24 protein-coding genes, 4 tRNA genes and 1 pseudogene are annotated in these 25,545 nt (G+C 66.6%); 10 read left to right on the top strand and 19 right to left on the bottom strand.

Translation table 11 applies throughout. The features are described 5' to 3' along the window. Window positions 1–39 precede the first annotated feature (39 nt). From HACJB3_RS14310 to HACJB3_RS14300, 3 genes are all read right to left on the bottom strand, one after another. A complete protein-coding gene (locus HACJB3_RS14310; protein WP_008416424.1) occupies window positions 40–2,655 on the bottom strand; it encodes a valine--tRNA ligase in 2,616 nt (871 codons plus the stop codon). A gap of 134 nt (window positions 2,656–2,789) precedes the next feature. Next, window positions 2,790–3,065, bottom strand: a complete 276-nt coding sequence (locus HACJB3_RS14305; RefSeq protein ID WP_049934598.1) for an ArsR/SmtB family transcription factor — start codon at window positions 3,063–3,065, stop codon at window positions 2,790–2,792. Window positions 3,066–3,150: 85 nt separating this feature from the next. Next, the gene (locus tag HACJB3_RS14300; RefSeq protein ID WP_238532773.1) at window positions 3,151–3,867 is read right to left on the bottom strand and encodes a DUF4397 domain-containing protein; all 717 of its coding nucleotides are present in this window, start codon (window positions 3,865–3,867) and stop codon (window positions 3,151–3,153) included. Between the two features lie 223 nt (window positions 3,868–4,090). On the opposite strand from HACJB3_RS14300, the gene HACJB3_RS14295 reads away from it, so the two are divergent. Then, window positions 4,091–5,002 carry a decarboxylating 6-phosphogluconate dehydrogenase gene (locus HACJB3_RS14295; protein WP_008416418.1) on the top strand — a complete coding sequence of 304 codons (912 nt, stop codon included), beginning with the start codon at window positions 4,091–4,093 and terminating at the stop codon, window positions 5,000–5,002. Here the strand turns inward: HACJB3_RS14295 and HACJB3_RS14290 are convergent. After that, window positions 4,990–5,694, bottom strand: a complete 705-nt coding sequence (locus HACJB3_RS14290; protein ID WP_008416416.1) for a DJ-1/PfpI family protein — start codon at window positions 5,692–5,694, stop codon at window positions 4,990–4,992. The two genes, HACJB3_RS14295 and HACJB3_RS14290, sit on opposite strands and share 13 nt — an antisense overlap. A gap of 79 nt (window positions 5,695–5,773) precedes the next feature. Here HACJB3_RS14290 and HACJB3_RS20705 point away from each other — a divergent pair. The 4 genes and pseudogenes from HACJB3_RS20705 to HACJB3_RS14275 form a co-directional block, all read left to right on the top strand. After that, window positions 5,774–6,718 (top strand): annotated as a pseudogene (locus tag HACJB3_RS20705) (MFS transporter); the annotation flags it as partial. Between the two features lie 276 nt (window positions 6,719–6,994). Continuing rightward, window positions 6,995–7,576 (top strand): 2Fe-2S iron-sulfur cluster-binding protein, encoded by a 582-nt coding sequence (locus HACJB3_RS20700; RefSeq protein WP_238532871.1) that lies wholly within the window; start codon window positions 6,995–6,997, stop codon window positions 7,574–7,576. A 45-nt stretch (window positions 7,577–7,621) separates the two neighbouring features. Then, complete coding sequence (locus HACJB3_RS14280) at window positions 7,622–9,100, top strand: MATE family efflux transporter (RefSeq protein WP_008416413.1); 1,479 nt, start codon at window positions 7,622–7,624, stop codon at window positions 9,098–9,100. 47 nt (window positions 9,101–9,147) lie between these two features. Further along, window positions 9,148–9,220 (top strand) — tRNA-Arg (locus tag HACJB3_RS14275). Window positions 9,221–9,465: 245 nt separating this feature from the next. Here HACJB3_RS14275 and katG read toward each other — a convergent pair. Beyond that, window positions 9,466–11,649 (bottom strand): catalase/peroxidase HPI, encoded by a 2,184-nt coding sequence (gene katG / locus HACJB3_RS14270; protein ID WP_008416412.1) that lies wholly within the window; start codon window positions 11,647–11,649, stop codon window positions 9,466–9,468. A gap of 380 nt (window positions 11,650–12,029) precedes the next feature. Here katG and HACJB3_RS14265 point away from each other — a divergent pair, with 380 nt between their 5' ends. After that, window positions 12,030–12,266, top strand: coding sequence for a DUF7385 family protein (locus HACJB3_RS14265; protein ID WP_008416411.1), 237 nt, complete (start codon window positions 12,030–12,032; stop codon window positions 12,264–12,266). A 31-nt stretch (window positions 12,267–12,297) separates the two neighbouring features. Here HACJB3_RS14265 and HACJB3_RS20305 read toward each other — a convergent pair whose 3' ends face one another. The 4 genes from HACJB3_RS20305 to HACJB3_RS14255 all read right to left on the bottom strand — a co-directional run bounded on the left by HACJB3_RS20305 (window position 12,298) and on the right by HACJB3_RS14255 (window position 13,165). Further along, window positions 12,298–12,462 carry a hypothetical protein gene (locus tag HACJB3_RS20305; protein ID WP_008416410.1) on the bottom strand — a complete coding sequence of 55 codons (165 nt, stop codon included), beginning with the start codon at window positions 12,460–12,462 and terminating at the stop codon, window positions 12,298–12,300. A gap of 228 nt (window positions 12,463–12,690) precedes the next feature. After that, window positions 12,691–12,765, bottom strand: a tRNA-Ile gene (locus tag HACJB3_RS14260). A gap of 57 nt (window positions 12,766–12,822) precedes the next feature. Then, the gene (locus HACJB3_RS20695; protein WP_008416409.1) at window positions 12,823–12,954 is read right to left on the bottom strand and encodes a hypothetical protein; all 132 of its coding nucleotides are present in this window, start codon (window positions 12,952–12,954) and stop codon (window positions 12,823–12,825) included. 138 nt (window positions 12,955–13,092) lie between these two features. After that, window positions 13,093–13,165: transfer RNA gene (locus HACJB3_RS14255), tRNA-Asn, on the bottom strand. A gap of 94 nt (window positions 13,166–13,259) precedes the next feature. Between HACJB3_RS14255 and cca the strand changes: the two genes are divergently transcribed. Further along, window positions 13,260–14,609 (top strand): CCA tRNA nucleotidyltransferase, encoded by a 1,350-nt coding sequence (gene cca / locus HACJB3_RS14250; RefSeq protein WP_008416408.1) that lies wholly within the window; start codon window positions 13,260–13,262, stop codon window positions 14,607–14,609. On the opposite strand, the gene HACJB3_RS14245 is transcribed toward cca, so the two are convergent. The 8 genes from HACJB3_RS14245 to HACJB3_RS14210 form a co-directional block, all read right to left on the bottom strand. Then, window positions 14,591–15,595 carry a histone deacetylase family protein gene (locus tag HACJB3_RS14245; protein WP_008416407.1) on the bottom strand — a complete coding sequence of 335 codons (1,005 nt, stop codon included), beginning with the start codon at window positions 15,593–15,595 and terminating at the stop codon, window positions 14,591–14,593. The genes cca and HACJB3_RS14245 overlap by 19 nt on opposite strands. 16 nt (window positions 15,596–15,611) lie before the next feature. After that, window positions 15,612–16,043 carry a histone family protein gene (locus tag HACJB3_RS21095; RefSeq protein ID WP_008416406.1) on the bottom strand — a complete coding sequence of 144 codons (432 nt, stop codon included), beginning with the start codon at window positions 16,041–16,043 and terminating at the stop codon, window positions 15,612–15,614. A gap of 42 nt (window positions 16,044–16,085) precedes the next feature. Further along, window positions 16,086–17,372: an aminotransferase family protein gene (locus tag HACJB3_RS14235; protein WP_008416404.1), complete on the bottom strand. Its 1,287-nt coding sequence runs from the start codon at window positions 17,370–17,372 to the stop codon at window positions 16,086–16,088. Between the two features lie 49 nt (window positions 17,373–17,421). Continuing rightward, window positions 17,422–18,870: a single-stranded DNA binding protein gene (locus HACJB3_RS14230; protein WP_008416402.1), complete on the bottom strand. Its 1,449-nt coding sequence runs from the start codon at window positions 18,868–18,870 to the stop codon at window positions 17,422–17,424. A 128-nt stretch (window positions 18,871–18,998) separates the two neighbouring features. Next, entirely contained in the window at window positions 18,999–19,409 is a 411-nt protein-coding gene (locus tag HACJB3_RS14225; protein WP_008416401.1) for a universal stress protein, read from the bottom strand. Between the two features lie 234 nt (window positions 19,410–19,643). Beyond that, a complete protein-coding gene (locus tag HACJB3_RS14220) occupies window positions 19,644–20,411 on the bottom strand; it encodes a sulfite exporter TauE/SafE family protein (protein ID WP_008416400.1) in 768 nt (255 codons plus the stop codon). Window positions 20,412–20,508: 97 nt separating this feature from the next. Further along, window positions 20,509–21,777, bottom strand: a complete 1,269-nt coding sequence (locus HACJB3_RS14215) for an Nramp family divalent metal transporter (protein ID WP_013199543.1) — start codon at window positions 21,775–21,777, stop codon at window positions 20,509–20,511. 173 nt (window positions 21,778–21,950) lie between these two features. After that, window positions 21,951–23,249, bottom strand: a complete 1,299-nt coding sequence (locus HACJB3_RS14210) for a hypothetical protein (protein WP_238532770.1) — start codon at window positions 23,247–23,249, stop codon at window positions 21,951–21,953. 189 nt (window positions 23,250–23,438) lie between these two features. Between HACJB3_RS14210 and HACJB3_RS14205 the strand changes: the two genes are divergently transcribed. After that, window positions 23,439–23,511, top strand: a tRNA-Arg gene (locus HACJB3_RS14205). A 132-nt stretch (window positions 23,512–23,643) separates the two neighbouring features. Beyond that, window positions 23,644–23,775, top strand: a complete 132-nt coding sequence (locus HACJB3_RS21090) for a hypothetical protein (protein ID WP_274378061.1) — start codon at window positions 23,644–23,646, stop codon at window positions 23,773–23,775. Window positions 23,776–23,782: 7 nt separating this feature from the next. Here HACJB3_RS21090 and HACJB3_RS18830 read toward each other — a convergent pair whose 3' ends face one another. Then, window positions 23,783–23,929, bottom strand: coding sequence for a DUF1328 family protein (locus HACJB3_RS18830; protein ID WP_008416397.1), 147 nt, complete (start codon window positions 23,927–23,929; stop codon window positions 23,783–23,785). Between the two features lie 141 nt (window positions 23,930–24,070). On the opposite strand from HACJB3_RS18830, the gene HACJB3_RS14200 reads away from it, so the two are divergent. Beyond that, a complete protein-coding gene (locus HACJB3_RS14200) occupies window positions 24,071–24,736 on the top strand; it encodes a DUF309 domain-containing protein (RefSeq protein ID WP_008416396.1) in 666 nt (221 codons plus the stop codon). A gap of 15 nt (window positions 24,737–24,751) precedes the next feature. On the opposite strand, the gene azf is transcribed toward HACJB3_RS14200, so the two are convergent. Beyond that, a complete protein-coding gene (gene azf, locus HACJB3_RS14195; RefSeq protein ID WP_008416395.1) occupies window positions 24,752–25,498 on the bottom strand; it encodes an NAD-dependent glucose-6-phosphate dehydrogenase Azf in 747 nt (248 codons plus the stop codon). Window positions 25,499–25,545: the final 47 nt, after the last annotated feature.

Below are 25,545 nucleotides of genomic sequence, written 5' to 3'. Positions count from 1 at the left end.
GGCGATCGGTACGGTCTTGGCCGGGAGCGTTTTCGCCGCTCAGGGGAAGACGAGCACGGTCGCGCGCTCGGTTTCGAGCACCGCGACCTCCTCGCCGCTTTCGGCGCGCCGTTCTTCGTGAACCGAGACGGCTTCGGGCGAGAGCGCGACGGTCTCCTCACCGATATCGAGTTCGATCTCGCCGGTCTGCTTTTGGGCCTTGATTTCGGCGGGGTCGGCCTCCGAAAGCGCCCCGAGCACCGCCCCGGCCCGGTCGCGGAACTCGGGACCGATGACGCTCTGATCCGGCTCGATCTCGACGGGGACCAGCTCGACGTCGGGCCGGCCCGATTCGATGTAGACCGGTGCGTTGACCGCCCCGCTCAGGTCGTAGGTGTCGAGTCCTTCGATGTCGTCCGCTGCGTAGAGCTCGACCCGGTCGAGCTCGGCGTTGAGCGCCATTCCGGAGTCGGACTTCCACCCGCGGATCGTGCTCGCAGCGTCGGCGATCAACTCGCCGTCGGCCGTCGCTTCCTCGTGGTCCCAATCGGCCTCGACGTCGGGCCACTCTGCGGTGTGGACGCTCCCCTCGGTACCGGGTAGGTCCCGGTAGACCTCTTCGGTGAAAAACGGCGAGAAGGGCGACAGCATCCTGAGCGAGCCCGACAGCGCCGTATAGAGCGCGTGGCGGGCGGCGTCGCGCTCTCCCGGTCGTCCCTCGTAGAGCCGTCCCTTGATCAGTTCGAGGTAGTCGTCGGCCAGATCGTGCCAGACGAACTCCCTGATCTTCCTGAGTGCGGCGTCGAATCGGTAGGCTTCCATGTCGCGCTCGACCTCCTCTGCGACCGAATCGAGTTCGGTGAGGATCCACCGGTCGGCGTCACGGTAGGCGGGCGCGTCGACATCGGGGGTGTCCTCGTCAAGGTGGTTGTCCGAAAAGCGACTGATGTTCCAGAGCTTCGTGAGGAACCGGGAGGCGGAGGTGACCTCTTTCGACTGGAACTGGATGTCGCTGCCCGGCTGCCCGCCGAGTGCGATCGCCTGGCGAAAGGCGTCGGCACCGTGTTCCTCGACCACTTCCTCAGGCTGGACGAAGTTGCCCCGCGATTTGGACATCTTGTTGCCGTCCTCGCCGAAGACCATGCCGTTGATGAGGGCCTGCTCCCACGGGATCTGCTCTTCGAGGGCAGCGGTCCGCAGGATGGTGTAAAACGCCCAGGTGCGGATGATGTCGTGGCCCTGCTCGCGCAGTTGGACCGGCGAGAACTCCTCGTCGGGCCAGCCCGCGACGTGCAGCGCCGAGATCGACGAATCCATCCACGTGTCCATCACGTCGGTTTCGCCGCGCCAGTCCTCCGAGCCACACTCCGGACACGCGATATCGGGACCGTCGCTGGTGGGTTTGACCGGCAGCGCTTCGGTGTCGGCCACGTGAACGTACTCACACTCCTCACAGAACCAGGCGGGAATCGGGGTGGCGAAGACGCGCTGGCGGCTGATCACCCAGTCCCACTCCATGCCCTCGGTCCACTCCTCCAGTCGGGCGTACATGTGCTCGGGGATCCACTCGATCTCTCGGGCGTTCTCGAGGATCTCCTCCCCGTCGACCCGGATGAACCACTGTTCCTTCGAGAGGATCTCGATGGGCGTATCACACCGCCAGCAACAGCCGACCGACTGCTCGACGGGCTCTTCGCCCTGCAGGTTGCCGGCTTCGTCGAGCGCCGCAGCGATCTCCGTTTTCGCCTCGTCGATCTCCAGCCCCTCGAACTCGCCGGCACGCTCGTTCAGCCGACCGTCTTCGGTCAGCACGGTCCTGAGCGGCAGGTCGTACTCGGCCCACCAGTCGACGTCCTGTTTATCGCCGAACGTACAGATCATCACCGCGCCGGTACCGAACTCCGAGTCGACCTCTTCATCCGAAATGAGCTCGACCTCCTGGCCGAAGAGCGGCACTTCGAAGGACTCGCCGACGCGGTCCTCGTATCGCTCGTCGTCGGGCGAAACCGCGATCGCGACGCAGGCTCCGAGCAGCTCGGGCCGCGTGCTCGCAATCTCGATCGGGGCGTTCTCGACGCCCGCAAATCGGATCGAAAAGAGGGTGCCCTCGCGGTCCTCGTTTTCGACCTCGGCGTCCGCGATCGCGGTCTCACAGCGCGGACACCAGTTGACCGGGTGTTCGTCCCGATAGACGTACTCGCTCGAATGCATCTCGACAAAGGAGCGCTGGGTCTTGCCCCAGTAGGAGGGATCCATCGTGCGGAACTCGTGGTCCCAGTCCTGGGAAAAGCCGAGCAACCCCATCGTCTCCTTCATCGCGTCGATCTGGGATTCCGTGTGCTCGACACAGAGTTCGCGGAACTCCTCGCGGGAGACATCCGTCCGGTGAATCCCCTGGTTCTCCTCGACTTTCACTTCCGTGGGGAGGCCATGACAGTCCCAGCCCTGCGGGTACAGCACGTCCTTACCCTGGAGGCGCTGAAAGCGGGCGGCGAAGTCCATGTAACACCAGCCCAGTGCGTTGCCGATGTGGAGGTTGCCCGTCGGGTACGGCGGCGGCGTGTCGATGACGTACTCGGGGCGCTTTTCGTCTCCGTCGTAGCGATACACGTCCTCGTCGGCCCAGCGTTCGCGCCACCGTGGCTCGATCGCGCCGGGGTCGTAACTATCGTCCATGTCCTGAGTCTCTCCAGTGAGCGTAAGTGAATTGCGTTGTCGAAGCGGGAACTACCGACGTACTACCGGCCCAGCGACGCTCATACCCGGAGTGAACGCCCCGGACCTGATAAAGCTTCGCGACCGACCGGCGATCAGCCGGCCCGCTCGGTGACCGCCTCGAAGGCCTCCCGGTGGCGCTCGAAGCGCTCGGTCAGGTGGTACAGCTCCCCGTAGCGCTGGCCGCCGGCCTCGACGATGCCGTGCTCGCACAACCGGTCGAGGTGGTACCGGACGGTGTTGTAACTCAGGCCGAGTCGTCCCGCGAGTTGGTTGGCGTTGTGGGGTCGCTCCTCGAGCAGCCGGATGATCCGGATCCGGTTTTCGCCCCCACGAACGCTGCCGATGAGGTACCACAGGTCGTTCTCGATCGACACGTCCGTCCTAGCCGCCCGTCGGGCAAAAACCCCGCGTGCCGTTCCAGCGAGTGAAACGGCGAGGACCGGGCGTACCGCGTTACTGGGTGTTCTCGACCACTTCGAGTTCGAAGGGCGCGTCGACGGGCGCGTTCGCCGGTTCGACGTACCCAACGGCGAAGGCGCTGTAGACGGTCCCCGCGGCGACCTCGACGTCGAACTCGGCGACGGCCTCCTCCCCGCCCGCGGGCCTGACTTCGAGGGTGTAGGACCCTTCCGGCACCTCGAAGGTCGCGGTGTCGCCGAAGGCCAGTCCCGCCGCGAGCGGATCGCCGGATTCGGCCTCGACGAGGTCGACTTCCGGGGCGTCCGGCGAGGCGTGCAGGGCGGTTACGCGGGCGTTCTCGCCCGGATCCGAGAGGTCGTCCTCGACGACGAGCACGTCGAAGGGCTGGCTCTCGCCTTCGATCTCGCCGACCGCTGCGAGCGTGAACGCGCCGGTCTGTACCTCCACGTCCTCATCGAAGACCACCGTCTCCTGATCGCCGGCGGCCGTGATCTGCACCCCGTAGGTGCCCGGCTGGAGTTCGAGGTAGTCGCTCACGTCGCGGTAGGCGACGTCCTCGAGGACGACCTCGCCGTCGACGTAGACGTCGACGTTCGGAGCGTCCGGCGAGAGGTGGGCGACCCGAACCATCGCCATCTGGCTCCCCTGTTCGCCCTCGGATTCGTTCTCCATGCTGTCGTTGCCCGACCCGCCGGTTTCGTTCTGTTGTCCCTCACTATCGCCGCTACCGCCCCCGGATTCCTGCCCCATACACCCCGCGACCGTTCCGACGACCACCACGCTTCCCGCCGTTTTCAGCAGCTCACGTCGCTCTAATGATACCATGCGAGTGGACCGTGGCGCCGTACTCACTTGAGGCATTTGCGGACTGTCTCCGAAAACTCCCTGAAATGGGACCCAATTCCCTCTAGAGTTCGGCCACGCTGCGCGGGGAACCGCAACCCGTATGCCCGCGCCACGGACAGGACCCACCATGCAACTGGGCGTCGTCGGACTCGGACGGATGGGACTGATCGTCGCGGACCGATTCCTCGAAGGGGGCCACGACGTGGTCGCCTACGATCTGGACGAGGCGGCCGTCGAGCGCGCACGCGAGGCGGGTGCGACCCCCGCCGACTCGATCGCGGATCTGGCCGAGCGACTCGGGGAGGAAAAACGGATCTGGCTGATGGTCCCTGCCGGCGAGGCCGTCGACGCCACGCTCGACGAACTCGACCCTCACCTCGGAGCGGACGATATCGTCGTCGACGGCGGGAACTCGCATTTCGAGCGCTCTGTTGAGCGAAGCGACGCGACCGACGCCGCCTACCTCGACTGTGGGACCAGTGGGGGGCCCGCCAGCGCCGAGGCGGGCTTCTCGCTCATGGTCGGCGGCCCCCAGTGGGCCTACGACGAGTTCGCTCCTGCCTTCGACGCCATCGCGACCGGCCCGGCGGGCCACGACCGGATGGGGCCTGCGGGGGCGGGCCACTACGTGAAGATGGTGCACAACGGCGTCGAGTACGCCCTGATGCAGACCTACGGCGAGGGCTTCGAACTCCTCGCGGAGGGACGCTACGACCTCGATCTGGAGAGCGTCGCCCGGACCTGGAACAACGGCGCCGTCATCCGCTCGTGGCTGCTCGAACTCTGTGAGGAGGCCTTCCGTGAGGAGGGGGTCGACCTGGGGGACGTCGAGGACTACGTCGCCGGCGGTTCGACCGGTACCTGGACCGTCCAGGAGGCCCTCGAACAGGAGATCGCCCTGCCGTTGATCTATCAGGCGCTTTCGGAGCGCTTTGGCTCGCGCGCGCCAGAGGAGGGGCGGTTCTCCCGGCGACTCGCCAACCGGCTTCGCTACGGCTTCGGCCGCCACGAGGTCGCCCGGCGCGATCAGGACCGATAGACCGCGCCGCGCTCGTACTCCAGGGTCGTCGCCACCTCCTCGGCGAGGCCACCGCTCAGTTCTCGTTCGAGGAGCCACAGCGCCAGGTCGATCCCCGAGGTGACCCCGCCCGCCGTCAGGAGGTCGCCGTCGTCCACGACGCGAGGCACTGTCTCGCTCGTGGGGCCAGAGGGACCGTGTTCCTCGCTGTCCACAACGCGGGGCACTGCCTCGTTCGTGCGACCGGAGGTGATGCGTTTCTCGCCGGCATTTTCGACGTTTTCGACGACCTCGGCGGCCGTCTCCCGGAGGTCGTCGAGCGCGCTCGCGTGTGTGATCGCAGGTCGTCCGTCGAGCAGTCCGGCTCGCTCCGAAAGCATCGCGCCGGTACAGACCGAGGCGACGGTCGCCCCCCGATCGTATCGCTCGGCGAGCAGCGGCGGGATGTCGTTTCGCTCGTACTCCCCCCACGTCCCGCGGTCGTTCCGGTCGCTCCACCCGCCGCCGGGAACCACCAGCAGGTCCGGCTCGCTGAGTTCGCCGTCGGGTTCGACCCGCAGGCCGTGGCTCGCCGTGATCCGTTCGGTGGGGTGGTGGGTCACCAGCGAGGCGGCGAGGTCGCCGCCGGCCTCGGCCGCCGTCTGAAAGGTCTCGTAGGGCCCGATCGCGTCGAGTTCGTCGAACCCCTCGTACAGCAGGATCTCGATCTCCATGCCTCGGGTTCGTGGAGTACTCCCATAGCGGTTCCCCGGAACGAAACGCCGAAACACCTTCATATCACACCTATCGTCCGTGAACGATTCGCCCTCCTCCCCGATCGACGCCGGCCGCGGTCGGCTGCTCTCGGTCCTCTCGCTGGGGGTCGCGACGCTGTTGGCCGGCCAGTTGGTGATCTCGCCCGCGCTGCCCGCGATCATCGAGGAGTTCGATATCACGTCCTCGGCTGCGGGCGCGGGGCTGACGCTGATGTGGTCCTGTGGCGCTCTGGCGATGTATCCCGGCGGTCGGTCCTCGGATCTCCTCTCGCGCAAGACGGTGCTCGTCGCGAGTACCGCGGTGCTGGTCGTCGGCTTCCTCGTCGTCGCGAGCGCCCCGACCGTCCCCGTCTTCTTCGCCGGTCTCGCGGTCGTCGGCTGTGGCGTCGGGCTCTACGAGCCGACGAACATGGCGCTGGTCTTCGAGTCCTTCGCCGACCGCCGGGGCCGCGCGCTCGGCGTCATCGCCGCCTCCTATAGCCTCGGCAGCGCGCTCGCCGGCGGGCTGGCCGCTATCGCGGTTTCGCTCGCCAGTTGGCGCGTCGCCTTCCTCCCGGTCGCCGGCGGACTCGGGGTCATCGGTGCGCTGCTCCACCGCTGGCGCGGGGAGCCCTACGTGATTTCACCGATCGACCTCGACGCCCGTGGGACGGTTCGACGGCTGTTCGCCTCCCGGCAGCTCCGTCGCGTGCTGGCGCTGTTCTGCCTGTACATGTTCGTCTGGCAGGCCGCCGTCAGCTTCCTTCCGACCTACCTGCGCGTCGGGAAGGGCTACGGGCCGGTTCCCGCGACCGGGGCGTTCGTGGCGATCTTCCTGATCGGGCTGGCGATCAGCCCGACCATCGGCGAGTTGGGCGACCGATTCGGCCACCATCGGATCGGCGGGGCCGCCCCCGTGATCGGCGCGACCGGGCTGTCGCTGTTCGTCCTCGCGGGCCACCCGCTCGCCGTGGGCGCGGGGATCGTCCTCTTTGCCGTCGGGTTGATGAGCTTCTGGCCGGTAATGAACGCGTATCTGATGGCCCGTCTGGCGCCCGACTCGCTGGGCGGGGACTTACGGGCTGAGCCGGGCGGTCTTCTTCGGCGTCGGCAGTTTCGGGCCCCTCTATACCGGGTTCGTCGCGGAGTTCGCGAGCTACCGGGTGGCCTACGCCGGACAGATCGGGTGTTTCCTCGCAAGCGCCGTCCTCGTGCGCCGTATCGGGTGACTCGGGCGGATCAAAATACCCTTAACCCACCCTTCCGTAGCCCCGTGCATATGGTAGACGCATTCTCGGTATCGATCGGGGCCCTTCTGACCCTCACCGCGGTCGCGCTCCACTACGCGAGGGGCACCGAACGACCCGCCTCCGAGGACATCGCCGAGGAGGTCCTCGAACGCCGCGCGGCGACCGTCCCCGAGACGGACTTCCCCGAACCGATGAACCGAGCGATCGGCGGCGGTGGCGGGGCCGCCGCGGCCGTCGGCGGCGCCGAGGGCGCCGAGGGCGAACTCGAAGAGGGCGGCGAGGAACAAGCCGCGGGACCGGGCGACATCCCCGAGGACGAGATCGAGTACTACGAGGTCGAGTTCGTCAAGCAGGGCGAGACGATCGAACTCGCGAACAACGAGCCGATCCTCGATCAGGGCGAGGACCAGGGCTGGGACCTCCCCTACGCCTGCCGGCAGGGCCAGTGTGTCTCGTGTGGCGGTCGCATCACGGATGGCCCCTCTGAGGACTACGTCGAACACGACAACCAGCAGATGCTCGACGAGAACGAACTCGACGAGGGCTACACGCTGACCTGCGTCGCCTACCCGCGCGGGGAGTTCTCCATCGAGACCGACGAGACGCCCTGATCGGTTTCAGTACATTCTTCGCGTTTCCCTTCGTTTCGAAACGTAGTGGCCGACTCCGAGAGCACCCTCACCAGCGGCGGGCTGATCCGCCCGATGGCCCGCCTCGCCTGGCCGATCGTCGTCTTTCAGGTGTTGCAGGTCGCCTACAACCTCGCCGACACCCTCTGGCTCGGCCAGCTTTCGGCCGACGCCGTCGGCGCGATCAGCCTCGCCTTCCCGCTCGTCTTCTTGCTCATTGCGATCGCCGCCGGGTTCACCACCGCCGGCAGCATCCTCGTCGCCCAGTACACCGGCGCCGAAAGCGACGAATCCGCCGGGCTGTTCGCCGGCCAGACGCTTGCGTTCGTCGGCCTGCTCGCCACCCTCTTGGGGCTGATCGGATACTTCTACACCGCGCCGGCCCTCTCGTTGCTTCCCAGTGACCCCCAGACGACTCAACGAGTGATCCCGCTCGCGGCCGACTATATGCGGGTGTTCTTCCTTGGATTGCCCTTCCTGTTCGGCTTTTACGTCTTCGAGGCGCTGATGCGCGGGTCGGGAAACACCCGCCTGCCGATGCGGCTCATGTTCGTCAGCGTCGTCCTGAACGTCGCCATCGACCCGTTCCTGATCTTCGGGTTCGACGGCAACCCCCTGTTCGCGTGGCTCTCGCTGTCCTCGCTCGAGGGGCTGCTGTTCTCGCTGACCGGGTTTTCGGGCTACGGCATCGAGGGCGCGGCGCTGGCGACCGTCTTCTCGCGGGGCGTCGCCAGCGCGCTTGCCTTCTACGTCCTCTTTCGGACCTCGTTCGGCCCCGACCTCTCGCTCTCGCACCTGCGCCTCGATCCCGCGAACGTCCGCGAGATCGTTCGTCTGGGCGTGCCGACCTCCTTGGAGCAGTCCGCGAACGCCCTCGCGCTCGTGGTCCTGACCGCAATGGTGGCTTCCTTTACCCCGCCGGTCGTCGCGGCCTACGGGCTCGGCAATCGGCTGATCTCGCTCGTGTTCCTGCCCGCACTCGGACTCTCGAAGGCCACCGAGACGATCGTCGGCCAGAACCTCGGGGCCCAGAAACCCGAGCGGGCAGAACGGGCCGTCCGGCTCGCGGCCGGGACGGGCGGTGGCGTGATGCTCGGGGTCGCAGCAGTCGCCGTGGTCTTCGCCCGCCCGATCAACGCCGTCTTCCTCGGCGAGGACGTCCCCGGTGCGGCCGAAACCATCGCGCTCGCGACCGACTACCTGCGGATCCGCGCCGCGGAGTTCGCCTTTATCGGGGTGATGCAGGTCGTTCTCGGAGCCTTCCGCGGCGCCGGCAACACCAAGACCGCGATGGCGCTGTCCTGGCTCAACCTCTGGGGCGTGCGCGTGCCCGCCGTCTACCTGCTTGCCTTTAGTGCCGGATGGGGCCCGACCGGGATCTGGGTCGGGATGACGATGGGCCACGTCGTCGGCGCAGTACTCTCGGGGGCGTGGTTCCTGCGGGGGACCTGGAAGGAGTCCGTGATCGAGGATCCCACAGTGCCGAGGGTCGCCGGCGAGGAGTGACCGTACTTCACAACGGTTAAACGATTTCCGCGGATATCCCACAGTGAGGGCGCGTAGCTCAGTGGATAGAGTCCTTGGTTCCGAACCAAGATGCCGCGGGTTCAAATCCCGTCGCGCCCGTTCTCCCGCCTCGCTCGTTCACGGACGCTCCTGCGTCCCGTTCGCTGTCGCTCACGGGACTCCCGTCGCGCTCACTGTTTTTTTCGACGTCATCGGACTGCTGAGCAGTCCGATTGGCAAACCGGATTGCTATGCGATCCTGTGACAAACGGGCGTAGGAAGCAACGGTTTTAGCACTTCTCGATACAGAGTTCGTCCCTCGAAATCGCACCGATCCGAAAAGAATCCCGCAGACTCGGCCGCGATTACTTGAGGTCGAAGCGGTCGAGGGTCATCACCTTGTGCCACGCGTCCACGAAGTCCTGGACGAACTGCTCCTCGCCGTCGGCGGACGCATAAACGTCCGCAAGGGCTCGGAGCCGGGCGTTCGACCCGAAGACGAGGTCGACGCGGGTACCCGTCCATTCGACGTCGCCCGTCTCACGGTCGCGTAGCTCGTAGACGTCGTGGGCGTCCCCGGGCTCCTCCCGTTCCATGACGTCCTCGGACTCGGATCCCTCGGCCGCCTCCCACTCGTAGTCCATGGAGAGGACGGTCTCGAAGAAGTCGTTGGTCAACGTCCCCGGTCGGTCCGTGAAGACGCCGTGGTCTGAGTCGTCGTAGTTCGCGTTCAGCGCGCGCATCCCGCCGACCAGCGCCGTCGTCTCCGGCGCGGTGAGGTTCAGGAGGTCGGCCTTGTCGACCAGCAGCTCCTCGGCCGAGTCGTCGGTCTCGCTCCCGAGGTAGTTACGGAACCCGTCGGCTCTCGGTTCAAGTGCCTCGAAGGAGTCGACGTCGGTCTGTTCCTGGGAGGCGTCGACACGACCCGGCTCGAAGGGCACCTCGATGTCGTAGCCGGCTTCGGCCGCCGCCTGCTCGATGGCCGCGTTGCCGCCAAGCACGATCAGGTCCGCAAGCGAGACACGCACGTCGTCCGAGCGCGAACCGTTGAACTCCTCTTGGATCTCCTCTACGGTGTCCAGAACGGTCATCAGCTGCTCGGGGTCGTTTACGTCCCACTCGCGTTGGGGTCGAAGCCGGATCCGAGCGCCGTTCGCCCCGCCCCGCTTGTCGCCGTAGCGATAGGTCGATGCCGACGCCCAGGCGGTCTTGACGAGCTCGGAGGTGGAGAGATCCGATGCGAGGATTTCGTCTTTGAGCTCGGCGATCTCCTCCTCGCCGACGAGTTCGTGATCGACCTCGGGGAGGGGGTCCTGCCACAGCATCTCTTCGTCTGGAACTTCCGGGCCCAAAAGCAGGGACTGTGGGCCCATATCACGGTGGATCAGCTTGTACCACGCCCTCGCGAACGCGTCCTGAAACTCCTTGGGGTTCTCCTGGAAGCGCTCGATGATCTCGCGGTACTCGGGGTCGCGCTTCAGCGCGATATCAGTCGTCAGCATCATCACGTCCTCCTTCTCGTCGGGGTCCTCGGTGCCTGGTGCGGTGTTATCGAGGGAGTCGTCCGCCGTGGTCCACTGCCACGCGCCGCCGGGACCCCGTTCGGGTTCCCACTCGTGGTCGAGGAGGTTGTCGAGGTAGCTCGTGTCCCACATCGTCGGCGTGGCGTTCCACGGACCCTCGATCCCACTGGTGATCGCGTCGCTTCCCTTACCGGAGCCGTGGTCGCTCTCCCAACCGAAGCCCTGCTGATCGATGGGGGCCGCTTCGGGCTCGGGGCCGACGTGCTCGTCGGGGTTCTCGGCACCGTGGACCTTCCCGAACGTGTGTCCGCCCGCGATGAGTGCGGCCGTCTCCTCGTCTTCCATCGCCATCTTGCCGAACGACTCGCGGATGTTCGTCGCCGACGCATCGGGGTCCGGATTGCCGTCCGGCCCCTCGGGGTTCACGTAGATGAGCCCCATGACGGTAGCGGCGAGGTTCCCCTCGAGTTCGCCCTCCTCCTCGAAGCGGTCGGAGGCCTCCCACTCGTCCTCGGGACCCCAGTCGACGGCCTCGTCGGGTTCGAACTCGTCCTCGCGCCCGCCGCCGAAGCCAAAGGTCTCGAAGCCCATCGATTCGAGCGCGACGTTCCCGGTCAGGACGATCAGGTCGGCCCACGAGAGACTGCGGCCGTACTTCTGCTTGACCGGCCAGAGCAGCCGCCGGGCCTTATCGAGGTTCGCGTTGTCGGGCCAACTGTTGAGCGGCGCGAATCGCTGTGTGCCCCCGGAAGCGCCACCACGGCCGTCGGTGGTGCGGTACGTCCCGGCGCTGTGCCATGCCATTCGAATCATCAACGGGCCGTAGTGGCCGTAGTCCGCCGGCCACCACTCCTGGGACGTCGTCAGTACGTCCTCGATGTCCGCCTTCACCTCGTCGAAGTCGAGTTTTTCGAACTCCTCGGCGTAATCGAACTCCTCGCCCATCGGGTCGACCGGGCGAGCGTTCTGGTCGAGGATCTGTATGTTCAACTGGTTCGGCCACCAGTCGTGATTGGACCTGGTCATCGGCGGGGAATTGTCGCTCTCGCCTGTTAAGATTGTCTATCCGTAATGTAGTCTTCGCTGCAGCCCAAGAATTTTATCGAATCCCTGAACCCTCGATTGCGACGGGTTCGCGTCGCCTTCACGCGATTTCGGACCCTGTCGGCCAGTGAGGGTGCATACCTGTCGTTCCGGAGGTTGTCGCACTCGGGGCGGCGATCCGTCGGGCGGGCACGGTTTCGCACGTGGGCGGTCACGTCCTCCGATATCGCCCCTCAACGGACGGCCACACAGTAACCGAGCGTTCGTCGTGATGGGCCGGAGCCGTCCTTTGGACGTTCTCTTCCGTCGGAGCGCCTCGCCTGAAACGTACCTTTATCATTCCACACCTGCCTCTCCCTCTCATGGCCAGCGTCGAGAACATCGACGAGATGAAGAGCTACCTGACGCCGCGCGAGGAAAACGAGATGACCGCGAGCTATCAGAACACCACATCGATCGCGTGCCCGGTCTGCGAGGAGTCCTTCGACTACCTCGTGGTCTGTAAACGTCCGGAGACGAGCCTCTCGTTGGGAAAGGTGATGAATCTCTGTACGGTGACCAACGAGGACGGCCGCCTGTTCTTGTTCACCCACGAGTGACGGGCCGGCCCTCACCCGGACCCGACGCCGCCTACGCCCAGTAGTCGTCCTCGGGCCGCGGGTCCGATTCCGATCGCGACCGGTCGCGCCGTCGGTACTCGATGAGGAACCCGACGGCGAACGCGACGAGCAGGTAGATCCCTACACCCCCAACCACAGCCAGTGCTACCGTCTCCAGCAGCGTACTGATCGACATCTGTCTTTCCCCCATCACCCGTTCAACCCCAATTGATATAACTCTGACTTATCACTCGAAATAGATATACCTCAACCGTTCGGGCGGTCGTATCTTTCCCCGACCGGCAGACGGCGGGGCCGACGGCGCGAGCAGGCGCGTTGGATCGTCCGGGGTTCCCGGCCGGTCCAGTACCGTTTATATCAGTTGAATACTATCAATCCGCTCGCCCGCTCCTCGGAGAATCGATGGGCCCGCTCGGATTTGAACCAAGGACGAGTCGGTTATGAGCCGACCTCTCTAACCAGACTGAGATACGGGCCCTCATCCCGGTGGTACTGAATCGTCGACCAAAATTCTGCCGGATGTCGCGCCGGCGACTCAGGGGAAGGGCCGAACGAATCGGTTCGTCCCGTCGTCGGTGCCGGCGATGACCAGTTCGTCGCCCGAGTGCAGACGGAACTCCGGACCGGTATCGGTGAGGACGGTCCCGTCCCGCTCGACTGCGACCACCGTACAGTCGGTTCGTTCGCGGATCCGGGCGTCGCCGAGTGTCCGCCAGTTCGGTCGGTGGCCCGTGCCGGTCGCGGAGAATCCACCGTCGCGGGAACTCGCCGATTCCCATGGGGAGTAACTGTCTACAGGAATTCACGCCGCCGCCAGGACTCGAACCTGGGACAACCTGGGTAACAACCAGGTGCTCTACCAACTGAGCTACGGCGGCTTCACTCCCATCTAACTGCACTCGTCAAATAGGGCTTTCGTTTTGCCGTCGTCCCATCGATACCCTTTCGCCCGTTCCGGCGGAACCTCCGTCCATGACCGACGTCCTCGCTACCGTTCTCGCCGCGGTCCGCGAGCGGACGACCCCCTCGCGCGAGGAACGCCGACACCTCTCGCGGGCGGCCGACCGACTCCTCGCCCGCGCCGAGTCCGCGACCGCCGACTGTCCCGCCGAAACCGATCTCGTCCGGGTCGGCTCGACCGCTCGTGGAACGTGGTTGCCCGGCGATCAGGACATCGACCTCTTCGTGCGCTTTCCCCCCGACCTGCCACGCGAGGACCTCGAGTCCCTCGGGCTTGCGATCGGCCGTGCGGTCCTGCCCGACGGCCGGGCCGAGTACGCCGAACACCCCTACATCACGGGAGAGTTCGAGGGCTACGACGTGGATCTCGTCCCCTGCTTTCGCGTCGAATCCGCTACGGATGCGCGCTCGGCCGTCGATCGCACCCCGTTTCACACCGAGTACGTCGAACGCGCGGTCACGCCCGCCCTCGCCGCGGACGTTCGTACCCTCAAGGCGTTTCTCACCGCTCGTGGGATCTACGGGAGCGACCTCCGGACGGAGGGCTTTTCGGGCTATCTCTGTGAACTCCTCGTCCTCGAGTTCGGCGGGGTTCGCCCGTTGATCGAGGCGGTCGCCGATTGGCACCCGCCGATCGAACTCGATCCCGAGGGCCACGGCATTCGGACGTTCGCCGATCCGCTGGTCGTCGTCGACCCCACGGATCCCGAGCGAAACGTCGCGGCCGTCCTCTCGGAGACGAACCTCGCGCGTTTCCAGCACCACGCCCGCGCGTTGCTTGCCGACCCCGATGCCGAGCGCTTCGAGCCGTCCGACCCCGAACCGATTTCCCGGGAGGCCCTAAAGAGCCACCTCGCCTCCCGTGGGACGACGCCCCTTGCGCTCGGGTTTCGGGCGCCCGATATCGTCGACGACCAGCTCTACCCCCAGCTCGAAAAGACCCGCGCGAACCTCGCCGACGAACTCGACCGGCGGGGATTTGGCCTCGTCCGCTCGGCGGCCTTCGCCGAGGACCGGGCGCTCCTGTTGTTCGAACCCGCGATCGATTCGCTGCCGACCGTCGAGCGCCACGTCGGCCCGCCGGTCCACGTCGGCGATCACGCCGCCGCGTTCTACGAAAAGTACGAGCCAACCGGCGCCTACGGGCCGTTCGTCGAACGGGGGCGTTACGTCGTCGAGCGCGACCGGGAGTACACCTCGGCGGCGGCGTGTCTGGAGGGCGGGCTGTCCTCGGTGGCACTCGGCCCGGACGTCGAGCGCGCACTCGGGTCGGGTTACGACCTGCTGGTCGGCGAGGACCTGCTCGGACTCCTCCCCGAGTTCGAGGTCGAACTCGCGCGCTACTACGACCCCAGCCCGTGATGCTCCCGGAGCTCGGCGACGAGCTCCTCGACGTCCTCGTCGGGCCCCGACTCGTTCTCGACGGGGGTGTGACCGTCGAAGACCTCGTGGACCATCGCGACCCCCTCCGAGAGGGTATCGAGGCCGTACCCACCTTCCAGAACGAACGCGATGGGCGCATCGGCGGCGTCGGCGATCTCCCGCAGCGCGATCGTGAGGTGGCCAAAGCCGTCCGTCGAGACGCGCATCCGTGAGATTGGGTCGTGGCGATGGGCGTCGAAGCCGGCGCTGATGACGAGCAGGCCGGGGTCGAAGCGCTCGATGACCGGTGCGAGGACCTCCTCGACGGTGTACAGGTAGCCCCCGTCGTCGGTGCCGGCGGGAAGCGAGACGTTACAGGTCGTCCCCTCGCCCTCGCCGGTACCGATCTCCTCGGCGTCGCCCGTCCCCGGATAGAGGCCGTCCTCGTGCAGCGAGGCATAAAAGACGTCCGAGCGCTCCTCGAAGATCTCCTGGGTTCCATTGCCGTGGTGGACGTCCCAGTCGACGATCGCGACCCGGTCGACCTCCTCTCGGGCGGCCTGGGCGGCGACGGCGGCGTTGTTGAAGAAACAAAAGCCCATGGCGTCGTCCGACAGCGCGTGGTGGCCCGGCGGCCGGCCGATCGAAAACGGGGTGTCCCGTCCCTGCTCGCCCGCGAGGGCGGTTTCGGCCGCCCACTGGGCGAGCCCGGCACTCTGGAGTGCGGCGTCCCACGTCTCCTCGACGGCGACGGTGTCGGGGTCCCAGTTGCCCCCGCCCGATGCGCAGAACTCCTCGACTTCGGCGACGTACTCGGGGTCGTGGACCGCCTCGATGGCCGAGACGGACGCGGGATCGCCCTCGACGTACTCGACGCCGTGTTTCTTGGTGAGCCCGCGTTTGATCGCTCGGAGCCGGTCCGGCGTCTCGGGGTGGCGTCCCCCGGTGTCGTGCTCGAGGCAGGTGTCGCTGTATCCGAATCTCATGCCTGTGTCCCGTGTCTCATGTGACCAGTTCGACGTACGTCCGTATGTCCTCGGCTTTCACCGTCCGCCGATCCGCGTGGCGTGCGAGCGTTACCGCCCCGTCGGCGACGTCGTCCGCATCGGCTTCCAGGAGCTGTGCTAGCGCGATGCGTGCGTCCATCGAGACCCGATAGCGGTCGTCGATGTCCAGTCTGGCGATCCGGTCGACCGGCGCGATCGGCAGTTCGAGGGTGTCGGGATCGACCACCTCCTCGACGCCGAAATCGGCGGGCATCAGGGTCTTCCTGCCCTCGGCGTCGGCCGCGTCGGTCGCTCCCGCTGCGATCGAGGCCCCCCGTCGTTGGATCAGTTCGGCGAGTTCCGCCGTCGCTTCGGCACTGACGCGCAACCCACCGGCGTTGCGCCGGATGATCGTATCAACCGGCGCGAACGGCAACTCGACGCTCATACACCAAACCATCCGCAGGGACGCTTAAGCGTTTTCGTCGTCTCACCCGAAGACGCGCTCGATCGCCGCCCCGAGGGCGGCGACGCCCGCGTCGATCTCCTCGCGGCCCGCACACAGCGGCGGCGCACAGATGACCTGGGTCGACGGCCGACCCGACCCCAACATGACGTTCCGGTCGGCAGCGTCTTCGAGCACCGCCTCCACCGGGTTCTCCACGTCCGGTTCGACCCACGGGTCGACGAACGGCTCGTCGCCGTCCCTGAACGTGACCCCCCACAGAAAGCCCCGGCCGCGGACGTCCGCGACGGCGTCGTGTGCTTCTAGCTCCCCGAGCTCGCTCTCGAAGTACGCCGCGTTCTCGCGGACGTTGTCGAGCAGCCCGTCCCGGTAGACCTCAAGCGCGCCCAGTCCCGCTGCACACGAGAGGGGATGGCCCCCGAAGGTCTGTCCGAGGTCGTAGCCACCCTCCCGGACGCTCGCAGCGATCTCCGGGCCGACGAGCACGCCAGCGAGGGGCGCATACGCGCTCGTGACGCCTTTCGCGAAGGTGAGCATGTCCGGCTCGACGCCCTCGGTTTGGATCCCGAACCACTCGCCACAGCGCCCGAAGCCGGTGATCACCTCGTCGGCGATCAGCAGCACGTCGTACGTATCACAGATCTCGCGCACCCGCTCGAAGTAGCCGGGCGGGGCGGGGTACGCGCCGCTGGTGCCGGCGACCGGCTCCATCAACACGGCTCCGACGGTCTCGTGGCCCTCGTTGCGGATCACGTACTCCAGGTGATCGGCCGCCTTCGCCGCCAGCTCCTCGCCCTCGGCGTCGAACGCCTCCGGCAGCGGCGGCAGGAACTTTCCAGTGGCCGTCCCGCCGTAGGGTTCGAGCGCCGCTCTGGTGGAGGGATCGCCAGTTAGGCTCCCCGCGCCGTAGGTCCCGCCGTGATAGGACTGATAGCGCGTGAGCACCTTCGGCGCGCCCGTGTACTCGCGGGCGATCTGGACGGCCGCCTCGTTGGCCTCGCTGCCCGACACCGAGAAGAAGGTGTTCGAGAGGTCTCCGGGCGCGATCTCGGCGAGTTCGTCTGCGAGGCGGTCGCGCGTGTCGTTGTGTTTCGCCGAGGAGACGTACGCCACCTTCGAGAGCTGCTCTTCGATCGCCGCGTTGATGCGCCCGTTGCCGTGGCCGGCGTTCACACAGTAGAGCTGGGCGATGAAATCGAGGTGCTCGGTCCCCTCGCTGTCGGTCACGTAACACCCCTCGCCCTCGACGATCGTCGGCGGGTCGCCGTCGGGGCTCGACCAGTGAGCGAGCGTCGCGCTTGCCGGCTCCATGCGCTGTTGTGACATACCCGATACTCGGGGCCGATAATGAAAAAAGGTTCTAAACGACGTCCTCGGCGTCGATCCGTCCCTCGCGCATCGGCCCCCGGACCGTGACCTCCTCGCCCAGCGAGAGTTCCTCGCTCGTGTGTACCGAGACGGTTTCCGTGCCGTCATCGAGCTTCGCGGGGTCGCCCGGCTGGACGACCGTCCCGGTGAACTCGACGGTCTCTGCGTCCCCGTCGCCCGCCGACGGGCCCGTCTCGGAGTCGACCGATTCCGCCGAGCCCGACGCGTTCTCGCTTCCTGCCGACTCCGCAGTGCCGGCGGCCGACCCGTCGTCGCCGAACGACGAGAGTTCCGCGGAGTCCGAATCGCCCCCACCGGCCGTCGGGGCCGAGGAGCCCGAATCGGTGACCGTCACCGTCGCGCGCCAGCCCGCAGAGGCCTCGATGTCGTCCTGCCAGCCGTCCTGGATCTCGACGTCGGCGAACTGGACGGTATCGCCCGGTCCCATCTCGATGTCGGCTTTCTCGCCCCACATCGCGACCCGGATGTCGCCGGTTTCGTCCTGGATCCGTACGTTCCTCACTTGGCCCTCCGAGCCGTCGTCCCGGTCGAAGGTGCGTTTCGGGTCCGCCGAACGGACCACACCGCCGATATCCGCGACGTCCTCGATTGCCAAGTCCTCGATCGCGGTCGTCTCCGGGACGTACTCGATTTCGTCTTCTATCCCCTCGATCGCCCCGCGATTGCCGACGTGGAGCTCCAACTCGCCGTTTCGCTCGCGGACGTAGCCGTCGACGATTTCGACGGACTCGCCCGCCGAGAACGCCTCCGTGGCCTCGGTGCGCTCGTCCCAGAGGGTGATCCTGATCCTCCCCGTTTCGTCGCCGAGGGTCAGGTTCGCCACTCTCCCTTCGGAGCCGTCGTCCCGGTCGAAGGTCCGCACGCCGTCGGTCGCGAGCACCTTGCCCTTGAGATCGACGTCCGAGAGCCCCATCGAGAGGTCCTCGATCCGGTAGGTGTCCCGGATATCGACGTCGACCTCGGCGTCGGGGTCCTCTTCTGCCTGGGTGACGCTGACTTCGAGCCCGTTGTACCCCTCCTTGGGGCGGCCCTTCACCCGGAGGACGGTGCCCTGTTCCATGCCCTCGTTCTCGATGGCTTTGGCCTGTTCGTCCCAGAAGGCGAGCCTGACCGAGCCGGTCGCATCGGCGGCCTCGACGTTGATCACCATGCCGTCCTCGTCCTCCTCGTCGCGCTCGAAGGTGCGGAGTTCGCCGACGCCGGTGACCTTCGCGAGGAACTTCACCTCGTCCATCCCCGGTTCGATGTCACTGATCCCCGTCACCTCCTCGTCGCGCAGTTCGTGGGCGATCAACATCGCGGCGGTCTCCTCGTCCGCGAGCCCGCCCATCTGCTCGACTTTCGCCTCGACTGCGTCCTCGAACTCCTCGAGGGACACGTCGGTATCGAGGTCCGAGTACACGTCCTCTATCGCGCCCATTCTCTCTCGAAAGGGTGTCGTGGCGCGCGCATAAGCGTTGTCGTTGCCCCTCGAACGCCCCGATGTCGGGCGATCAGTGGATCGCGGTTGTAACGAGTTGCTTCCCGGTTCGCTCCGGTTGTCACCACTCAGCGAACGACCGTCACCGGCACGGGCGAGCGTCGCGTGACCGTCTCGGCGACGCTGCCCAAGAGGACCCGCGAGGCCCCCGACCGGCCGTGCGATCCCATGACGATCGCGTCGATCGGATTCGATTCGACGTACTCGATGATTTCGTCGGAGGGTTTGCCCTCGCTGGTCACCGTCTCGATGCTCACCCCGTGTTTCTCCGCGATCCCCTCAAGGCGCTCGAACAGTGCCTCGACGTCGTCGTCCTCCGTCGCATCCTCGCGCTCGCGCCACGCGAACCCTTCGCCGTAGACCGGTTCGTGGACGTGCAGGGCGACGAACGCGGCCTCCGGGTGTTCGTCGAAGGCGAACTCCACCGCCTCGGTCGACCGGTCCGAGTCGTCGATCGGAACGAGTATCCTCTCGGCCATGCGGGTAGCTACGACGGCCCACGGCAAAAGCGCGGGGGCTATTCGGGAGCAGTGCGGTCGCCGTCGGTTGCGGTGCGATGGCCGGTAGGTGTACGATCGCCACTTCCGGCGACGCTCGAGGAGGGCGGAAAAGGGCTGGTACTCGAACGCAGCGTGGAATCGCGCGCCGCGAACCGGCGGTCTGGTGGACACAAGGAGGCGAAGCGCCCGCTGTCGAGCGAGTGCGGGGGATTTTCAGAGAAGGAGCAGCGGTCCGACCGTCACGAGCACGGCCCCCAGTACGATCCGAAGTCGGTGGGGATCGACCAGGTGGGCGACCTTCCAGCCGGCGAGGACGCCCACCAGTTGGGGGATCCCGATCAGGACGGCGACGGGGATCGACACCGCCCCCGAGAGCGCGTAGCCGGCGGTCGCGAACGTCGAGATGAAGACCGACTGGACCTGCGCGACGGCGACCGCGACGAGCATCGGCACGCCCAGTACCACCAACACCGGTACGGCGACGACGGGCCCGCCGACGCCGAGCAACCCCCCCAGGATCCCGATCCCGAGGCCGACCCCGCCGATCAGCACCCGGCGCTGGCGGTCGGGAACGCTGTCGAGCCGGTTCGAGGGCTTTAGGCCCACGTGCTCGCGATAGACGATCACCGCGCCGATAGTGGTGACGAAGACCGACAGGAGATACCCGAAGACGCGCTCGGGGAGGACGAGGTTGAGCTGCGAACCCGCGAGCGCCCCGAGGACGCTCGTCGCGCTCAGGACGATCGCCATCTCGCGGGCGTGACCCTGCGCGAACTCGCCCGATTGGAAGTAGACGGCGCTGCCCAGCAGGCCGGTCGCGACGAACGTCGCGCTCGCGGTGCCCGCGACCTCCGCGGTCGAGAGGGGCGCGAGTGCGAACAGGGCGACCGTCACGAAGACGCCGCCGGGTCCGATCGCGGTGATCCCAACGCCCGCGAACAGGGCGATCACTGCGAGGAGGACGGCGAGTTCGGGCGACACTATCGGCCGAAAACCGTCGGGCGTGGTAAGTCTGGTGGTCGATACGCGGACCGCGCTGGCGGTATCGACCGCGAGGCCCGCACTGGGACGGGACGGTCTACAGGCCGCCGCCGAAGAGCATCCCGACGAAGTCCCGCGCAGAGGAGACCGCGAGAACGATCGCCAAGAGGACGAGCGTCGCGTTGACCACGTTGAGCTTCAGGGAGTTGGTGTACTGGCCCATGGTCTCGCGGTCATTGACCGCCCAGAACAGCAACACCGCCGCCAGCGGCAGCGCGAAGATGCCGTTGTAGGTCGGAAACAGGATGACCATGTCGACGACCGAGAGGCCAAGCGCCGCCGAGACGACCGGCGAGAGCACGCCGAGCCCGGTCCCGCCGATGAAGATGAGCTTGAACAGCCGCCCGTTTTTCGTCGGTTCGTGGCCGAGCGCCTGCGGGATGATGTAGGCGGGCGTCCACATGATCGGGATGATGCTGTTGAACGCCGCGGCCGCGGCCCCGGCGATAAAGAGGATCATCGCCCATGCGCCAAAGACCTCGACGAGCGCCTCGCCGGGCGTGATGAACGTATCGAGGGTAGTGTAGCCGAGCGCGGGCAGGATGGCGGCCGAGACGATCAGGATCGCGATCGTCGTCACCCCGCCGACCGCGTAGCCGACCGCCAGATCCTTTCGCATCGTCGGGAGGTCCGACTCGTCGGTCCAGCCCTTGCTCTCGACGAGGATCGATTCGAGAAAGAAGTTAGGCCACAGCGCCGTGGTTCCGAGCAATCCGGCGGCGACGGTGAGCGCGGCGGCGTTGGGAACCGAGGGCACGAACCCGGTCGCGACCGTCACCGGATCGGCGCCGCTTGGCAGCATGACGATCACGTAGATCGCCATCAGCGAGAGCATCATGGCGATCATGATGCTTTCGACCTTGTCGTAATCGAGCATCCCGATCCCGATCGCGACGAGCGTCGTCGCCACCGCGACGGGCTGCCAGCCGACAGCCCCCCCGGAGAGGAACTGGACCGCGGCGCCGACCGCCGCGACGAGTCCGAGCGTCCAGGCGACACAGCCGATCGAGAGGAACAGCGCGACGAAAAGCGCCCCTCCACGCCCGAGTTTCTCCCTGATGAACTCCATCAACGAGGTGCCGTGGATCCCGAGGCGGGCGCTCATGTCCTGGGCCATAAAACCCAACAGCGCCGCGCCGACGACCGCCCACAGCAGGGTGTAACCGTGTGCGACCCCCGCCTGACTCGCGATGAAAACCGACCCCGACCCGAAGTAGCTCGCGACCATGACGAACGCGAGCCCGTATTCCTTTACTACCGCCGATACACCCTCCGTCAAACTACGATGTGCGTGGTCCGTTGCCATTTATGTTCGTACCGCAGACCAACCGCCCCAGATCGCGCTTCGACCGCGTCCGCGCGAGAAGTCGGCCGAGTAATGCCTCACGTTTCAGTATGACGAAACGAACGGATAAGCACTCCGCTTGCAGAATCTCGGCGAACCGCCCGCTTTCGCGATCCTGCTTAAAAAATACTCAATCAGACGTCATTATCGTGGTCTCGGTTTGAGGGCCCCCGCGTGCGGTACGCGTAGCCGGTTCCGAGCGCCCCGAGAAGGGCAGTGGCTCCGACTCCGGTCTCGAGGGTCGCCCCGGAGCCGTCGATGTGCACCTCGTAGCGGTCGGTTTCGCCGGCTTCGAGCGATCCCTCGACGGTCTCGTCGAGAAACGTTCGGTGTTGGCTCGCGGCGTGGATTCCGACGGCGTACTCGGCGTCCTCGCGTCCCCGCAGCACGATCGTGTACGTGCCTTCGGGTGCCCCGTAGCGGTAGTGAAGCGGTTCGGGGCCGGCGGTGTGGTCGAGCCGTCGGCCTGCCGGATCGACGACGATCGTCCGGACGGCGGGATCGGCGTCGACGAACAGCGTCGTCCCGAACAGGCGCTCGTACAGCGAGTTCCCGTCCGCGAGCGGGCCGGCGCCGGCGGACTCTCGTCGGGTGCGGATCGCGCGGTCGTACTCGTTGTGGACGAACTGGTCGTAACCCGCGTGTTCGGTCGGTCGAGGGACCGGGCTCGCGCCGCTGGTGTCGACTTCGACGGTGTAGGTGTACTCCTCGTAGGTCGCTGCGGTGTAGTTCGGGTTGTACGCGAACAGGACGAGACGACCGGGCGAGCGCTCGTAGTCGTAGACGAGTACCTGATGCGAGCGGACCGACGACTCGGTAAAGAGCGTGATGGCGGCGGTACCGAACGCATCGACCGCCGCGAGCAGGTCCGGTATCTGGCTCTCGTAGTCGATCAACGAGGCGTCGAAGAGGGCGTACCGGCCCAGCCACGCGTGGAAATCGACGTACTGTGCGGTCTGGTAGTCGATTAGGTCCTCGAGGACCGGCGTCGCCTCGCCCGAGAGGGGCGCGTGGGGGTGGGTGATCTCGCTCGCCGTCCCGAAGTCGGCAGGGATCGTCTCCGGGCGCTCGAAGTACCGCTGGGCGGCGAAGATCATCCCGTAGCAGTAGCCGTCGGTTCGGACCGCCTCGAGCAACCCCTCGCGGGCGTGGCGGGACAGCGCTCCGACTACCCCTGCGGGGAGCTCCGAGAGGCGCCGGTCGAACGCGCGCTCGAACGATTCGCGCCACCCATCGTCGATGGCATCAGGCGGGGTACCGGGATACGGACCCTCGCGGATCCGCCAGTTATAAAAACCGAACCCGTGACGGGACGGATCGAACGTCGACTCCATGCTCGTCGTTCCGACCACACCACTTCTCGACCCGTCCAGTCCCGGGGTGATCGCCGCGGCGGCCACCGGGACAGCGGCCAGAACCGACCGGCGCGTCACACCACGACCGTCCTCGTTGGGAGCGGAACGTCGTCCCGGTTCAGGACCGCTCACGACTGATCACGACAAGAACAAGATGGAATAAATATATAAATTTAACATTACTTCCGGGTGAGTGCCCGCGGTCACGTCGCGGTAAGGCCGGCGGATCGTAACCCCTTTAACCGGAACCGGCATACGTCGGAATGAGTCCTGGTAGGGTAGTGGACCATCCTACGGGCTTGCGGAGCCTGTGACCGGAGTTCAAATCTCCGTCAGGACGTTTCTCTTCGGCGCACCACGACGAGCGGTTGTGCTAACCGTCCGGACCGTTCACCCGGACAGATTCCAGCGCCGTCATTGGTATCAATAAACTCAAGTAAAGCATTTACCGTGGTAACGCTAGCCATAGGACATGCAAGAGCACTACTGTGGGTGGTGTGGAGCGAAGACCGTCGGGTCGTACAACGGCGACACGTGGGTATGTGGTATCTGCCACGGATCCGACCACATCCCCGGCAAATCGGGCTACTACACCGTCCAGTAATCGTTCCTCACAAGAGGAACGAGACGACCGCCAGCACCAGAAACGCGATCACGAGCCACTTTGCGATCGTCATCGAGAGCCCCGCGATTCCACCGGCACCGAGAGCCCCGGCTACGATCGCGAGGACGAAAAACAGGATCGCGAGCTCAAGCATGACTCTCGCCTCCCCGTTCGGTCGCCCCGCCCGCGCGTCGAGCTACGATCCGTCGCTCATCTTGACTACGGTTCATTGTATCGGGATCCACGGGCGATTCGACCGAGATAGGTGGCGCTTGCTCTCGCAGGGTATTCATATATGACCGGACGGGACACGCCCCCGATCGGGGAATCGAGGGACGGGCTAGAGCGTTCGCTGCGGGCGGGTATCGCCGTCTACAACGCCGGACACTACCACGCCGCCCACGACGCGTGGGAAGCGATCTGGCTCGATCTGCCCGATGGCGAGGACGAACGTCTGCTCCACGGGTTGATCCAGTACACTGCCGCGATCCATCACGCTCGAGCGCGCAACTGGGCGGGCGCGACCGGGCTCGGGGGGAGCGCCCGCGAGTATCTCGACGGGCTCTCGGAGACCCATCGTGGCGTCGATCTGGGCCCCGTCCGGCGGGCGCTCGCCAACCTCGGGGCCGACCCCGAGTGGATCGAGCGCGCCCGCCCGCCGCGTCTCACCCATCGCGGCGAGGCGCTCTCGGGGGCGGACCTCGACGCCGAGGAGTGCCTGCTCGCCGCAATGCCGTTGGCGTCGGGCCGGGGTGAGGACGTCGCCGCCGTCGAGCGGGCCTGCGAGTACGCTCGGGAGGCGATCGAGACCGGCACGTCGAACCCGTTTCTCGCGCTCTGTACCGATTACGTGCGCCGACCGACCCATCGGGACCTCGTCTACGGGCGACTGACAGACCACGCCGCTCGGCGGCGCTCGCGCGAGCGCGACGTCGCGGGGCTGTTCGACCCCGACGGGTAGTCCGTCCGCCGCCCGTCAGTCGTCGTGCTCGGCGGAGTTGTCCTGCGGATCGTAGCCAAGCGCTTCGCGGGCGCGCTCGATGGAGTAGTACTTGCGGTCGTTGTCGCTGATCCCGTAGACGATCTCGTAGTCGTACTCGGCCTCGAGACAGCACTCGAAGAGGTGTGCACAGTCCCGGTGGGACAGCCACATCGCCTGCCCGCGCTCGTAGTCCTCAGGCGGGTGGCCCTCGGTGAGGTTGCCGACCCGCACGCAGACGACGCTCAGGTCGTGTTCGTCGTGGAAAAATCGCCCCAGCGTCTCGCCGGTCGCCTTCGAGACGCCATAGCGGTTGCCGGGTCGGGGCAGTTCGGTCCCGTCGAGCAGGAACTCGTCGTCCGGCCGATAGATCTCGGGGGTGCGCGCCTCGGTCTCGTAGGCTCCGACGGCGTGGTTCGAGGAGGCGAAGGCGAACTTTTCGACGCCGGCGTCGACTGCGGCCTCCATTACGGTGTGAGTGCCGTCGATGTTGTTCCGCAGGACGCTATCCCACGGCGCCTCGGGTCGCGGGTCGCCCGCCAGGTGGATCACCGCGCCGACGCCCTCCATGGCCTCGCGGACCTCGTCGTAGTCGGTGATGTCCGCGATGACGAACTCGCCCGGACGCTCCTCGGCCGGCGGTTCGCGATCGAGCAGGCGCCAGTCGTACTCGGCGGCGAGTCGGTCGAGGATCGCACGCCCGACCCGCCCCTCCGAGCCGGTCAACAAGACGGGAGCGTCCATTCAGGTGGGGAGTCGCTATCGACGCCTAAGAACCGTGCGATTCGCGC

It is taken from the genome of Halalkalicoccus jeotgali B3, assembly GCF_000196895.1.
In the GTDB taxonomy this organism is placed as follows: domain Archaea; phylum Halobacteriota; class Halobacteria; order Halobacteriales; family Halalkalicoccaceae; genus Halalkalicoccus; species Halalkalicoccus jeotgali.
Note: the sequence above shows the minus strand (reverse complement) of the source record. Positions and strands in the feature narration are given on the sequence as shown.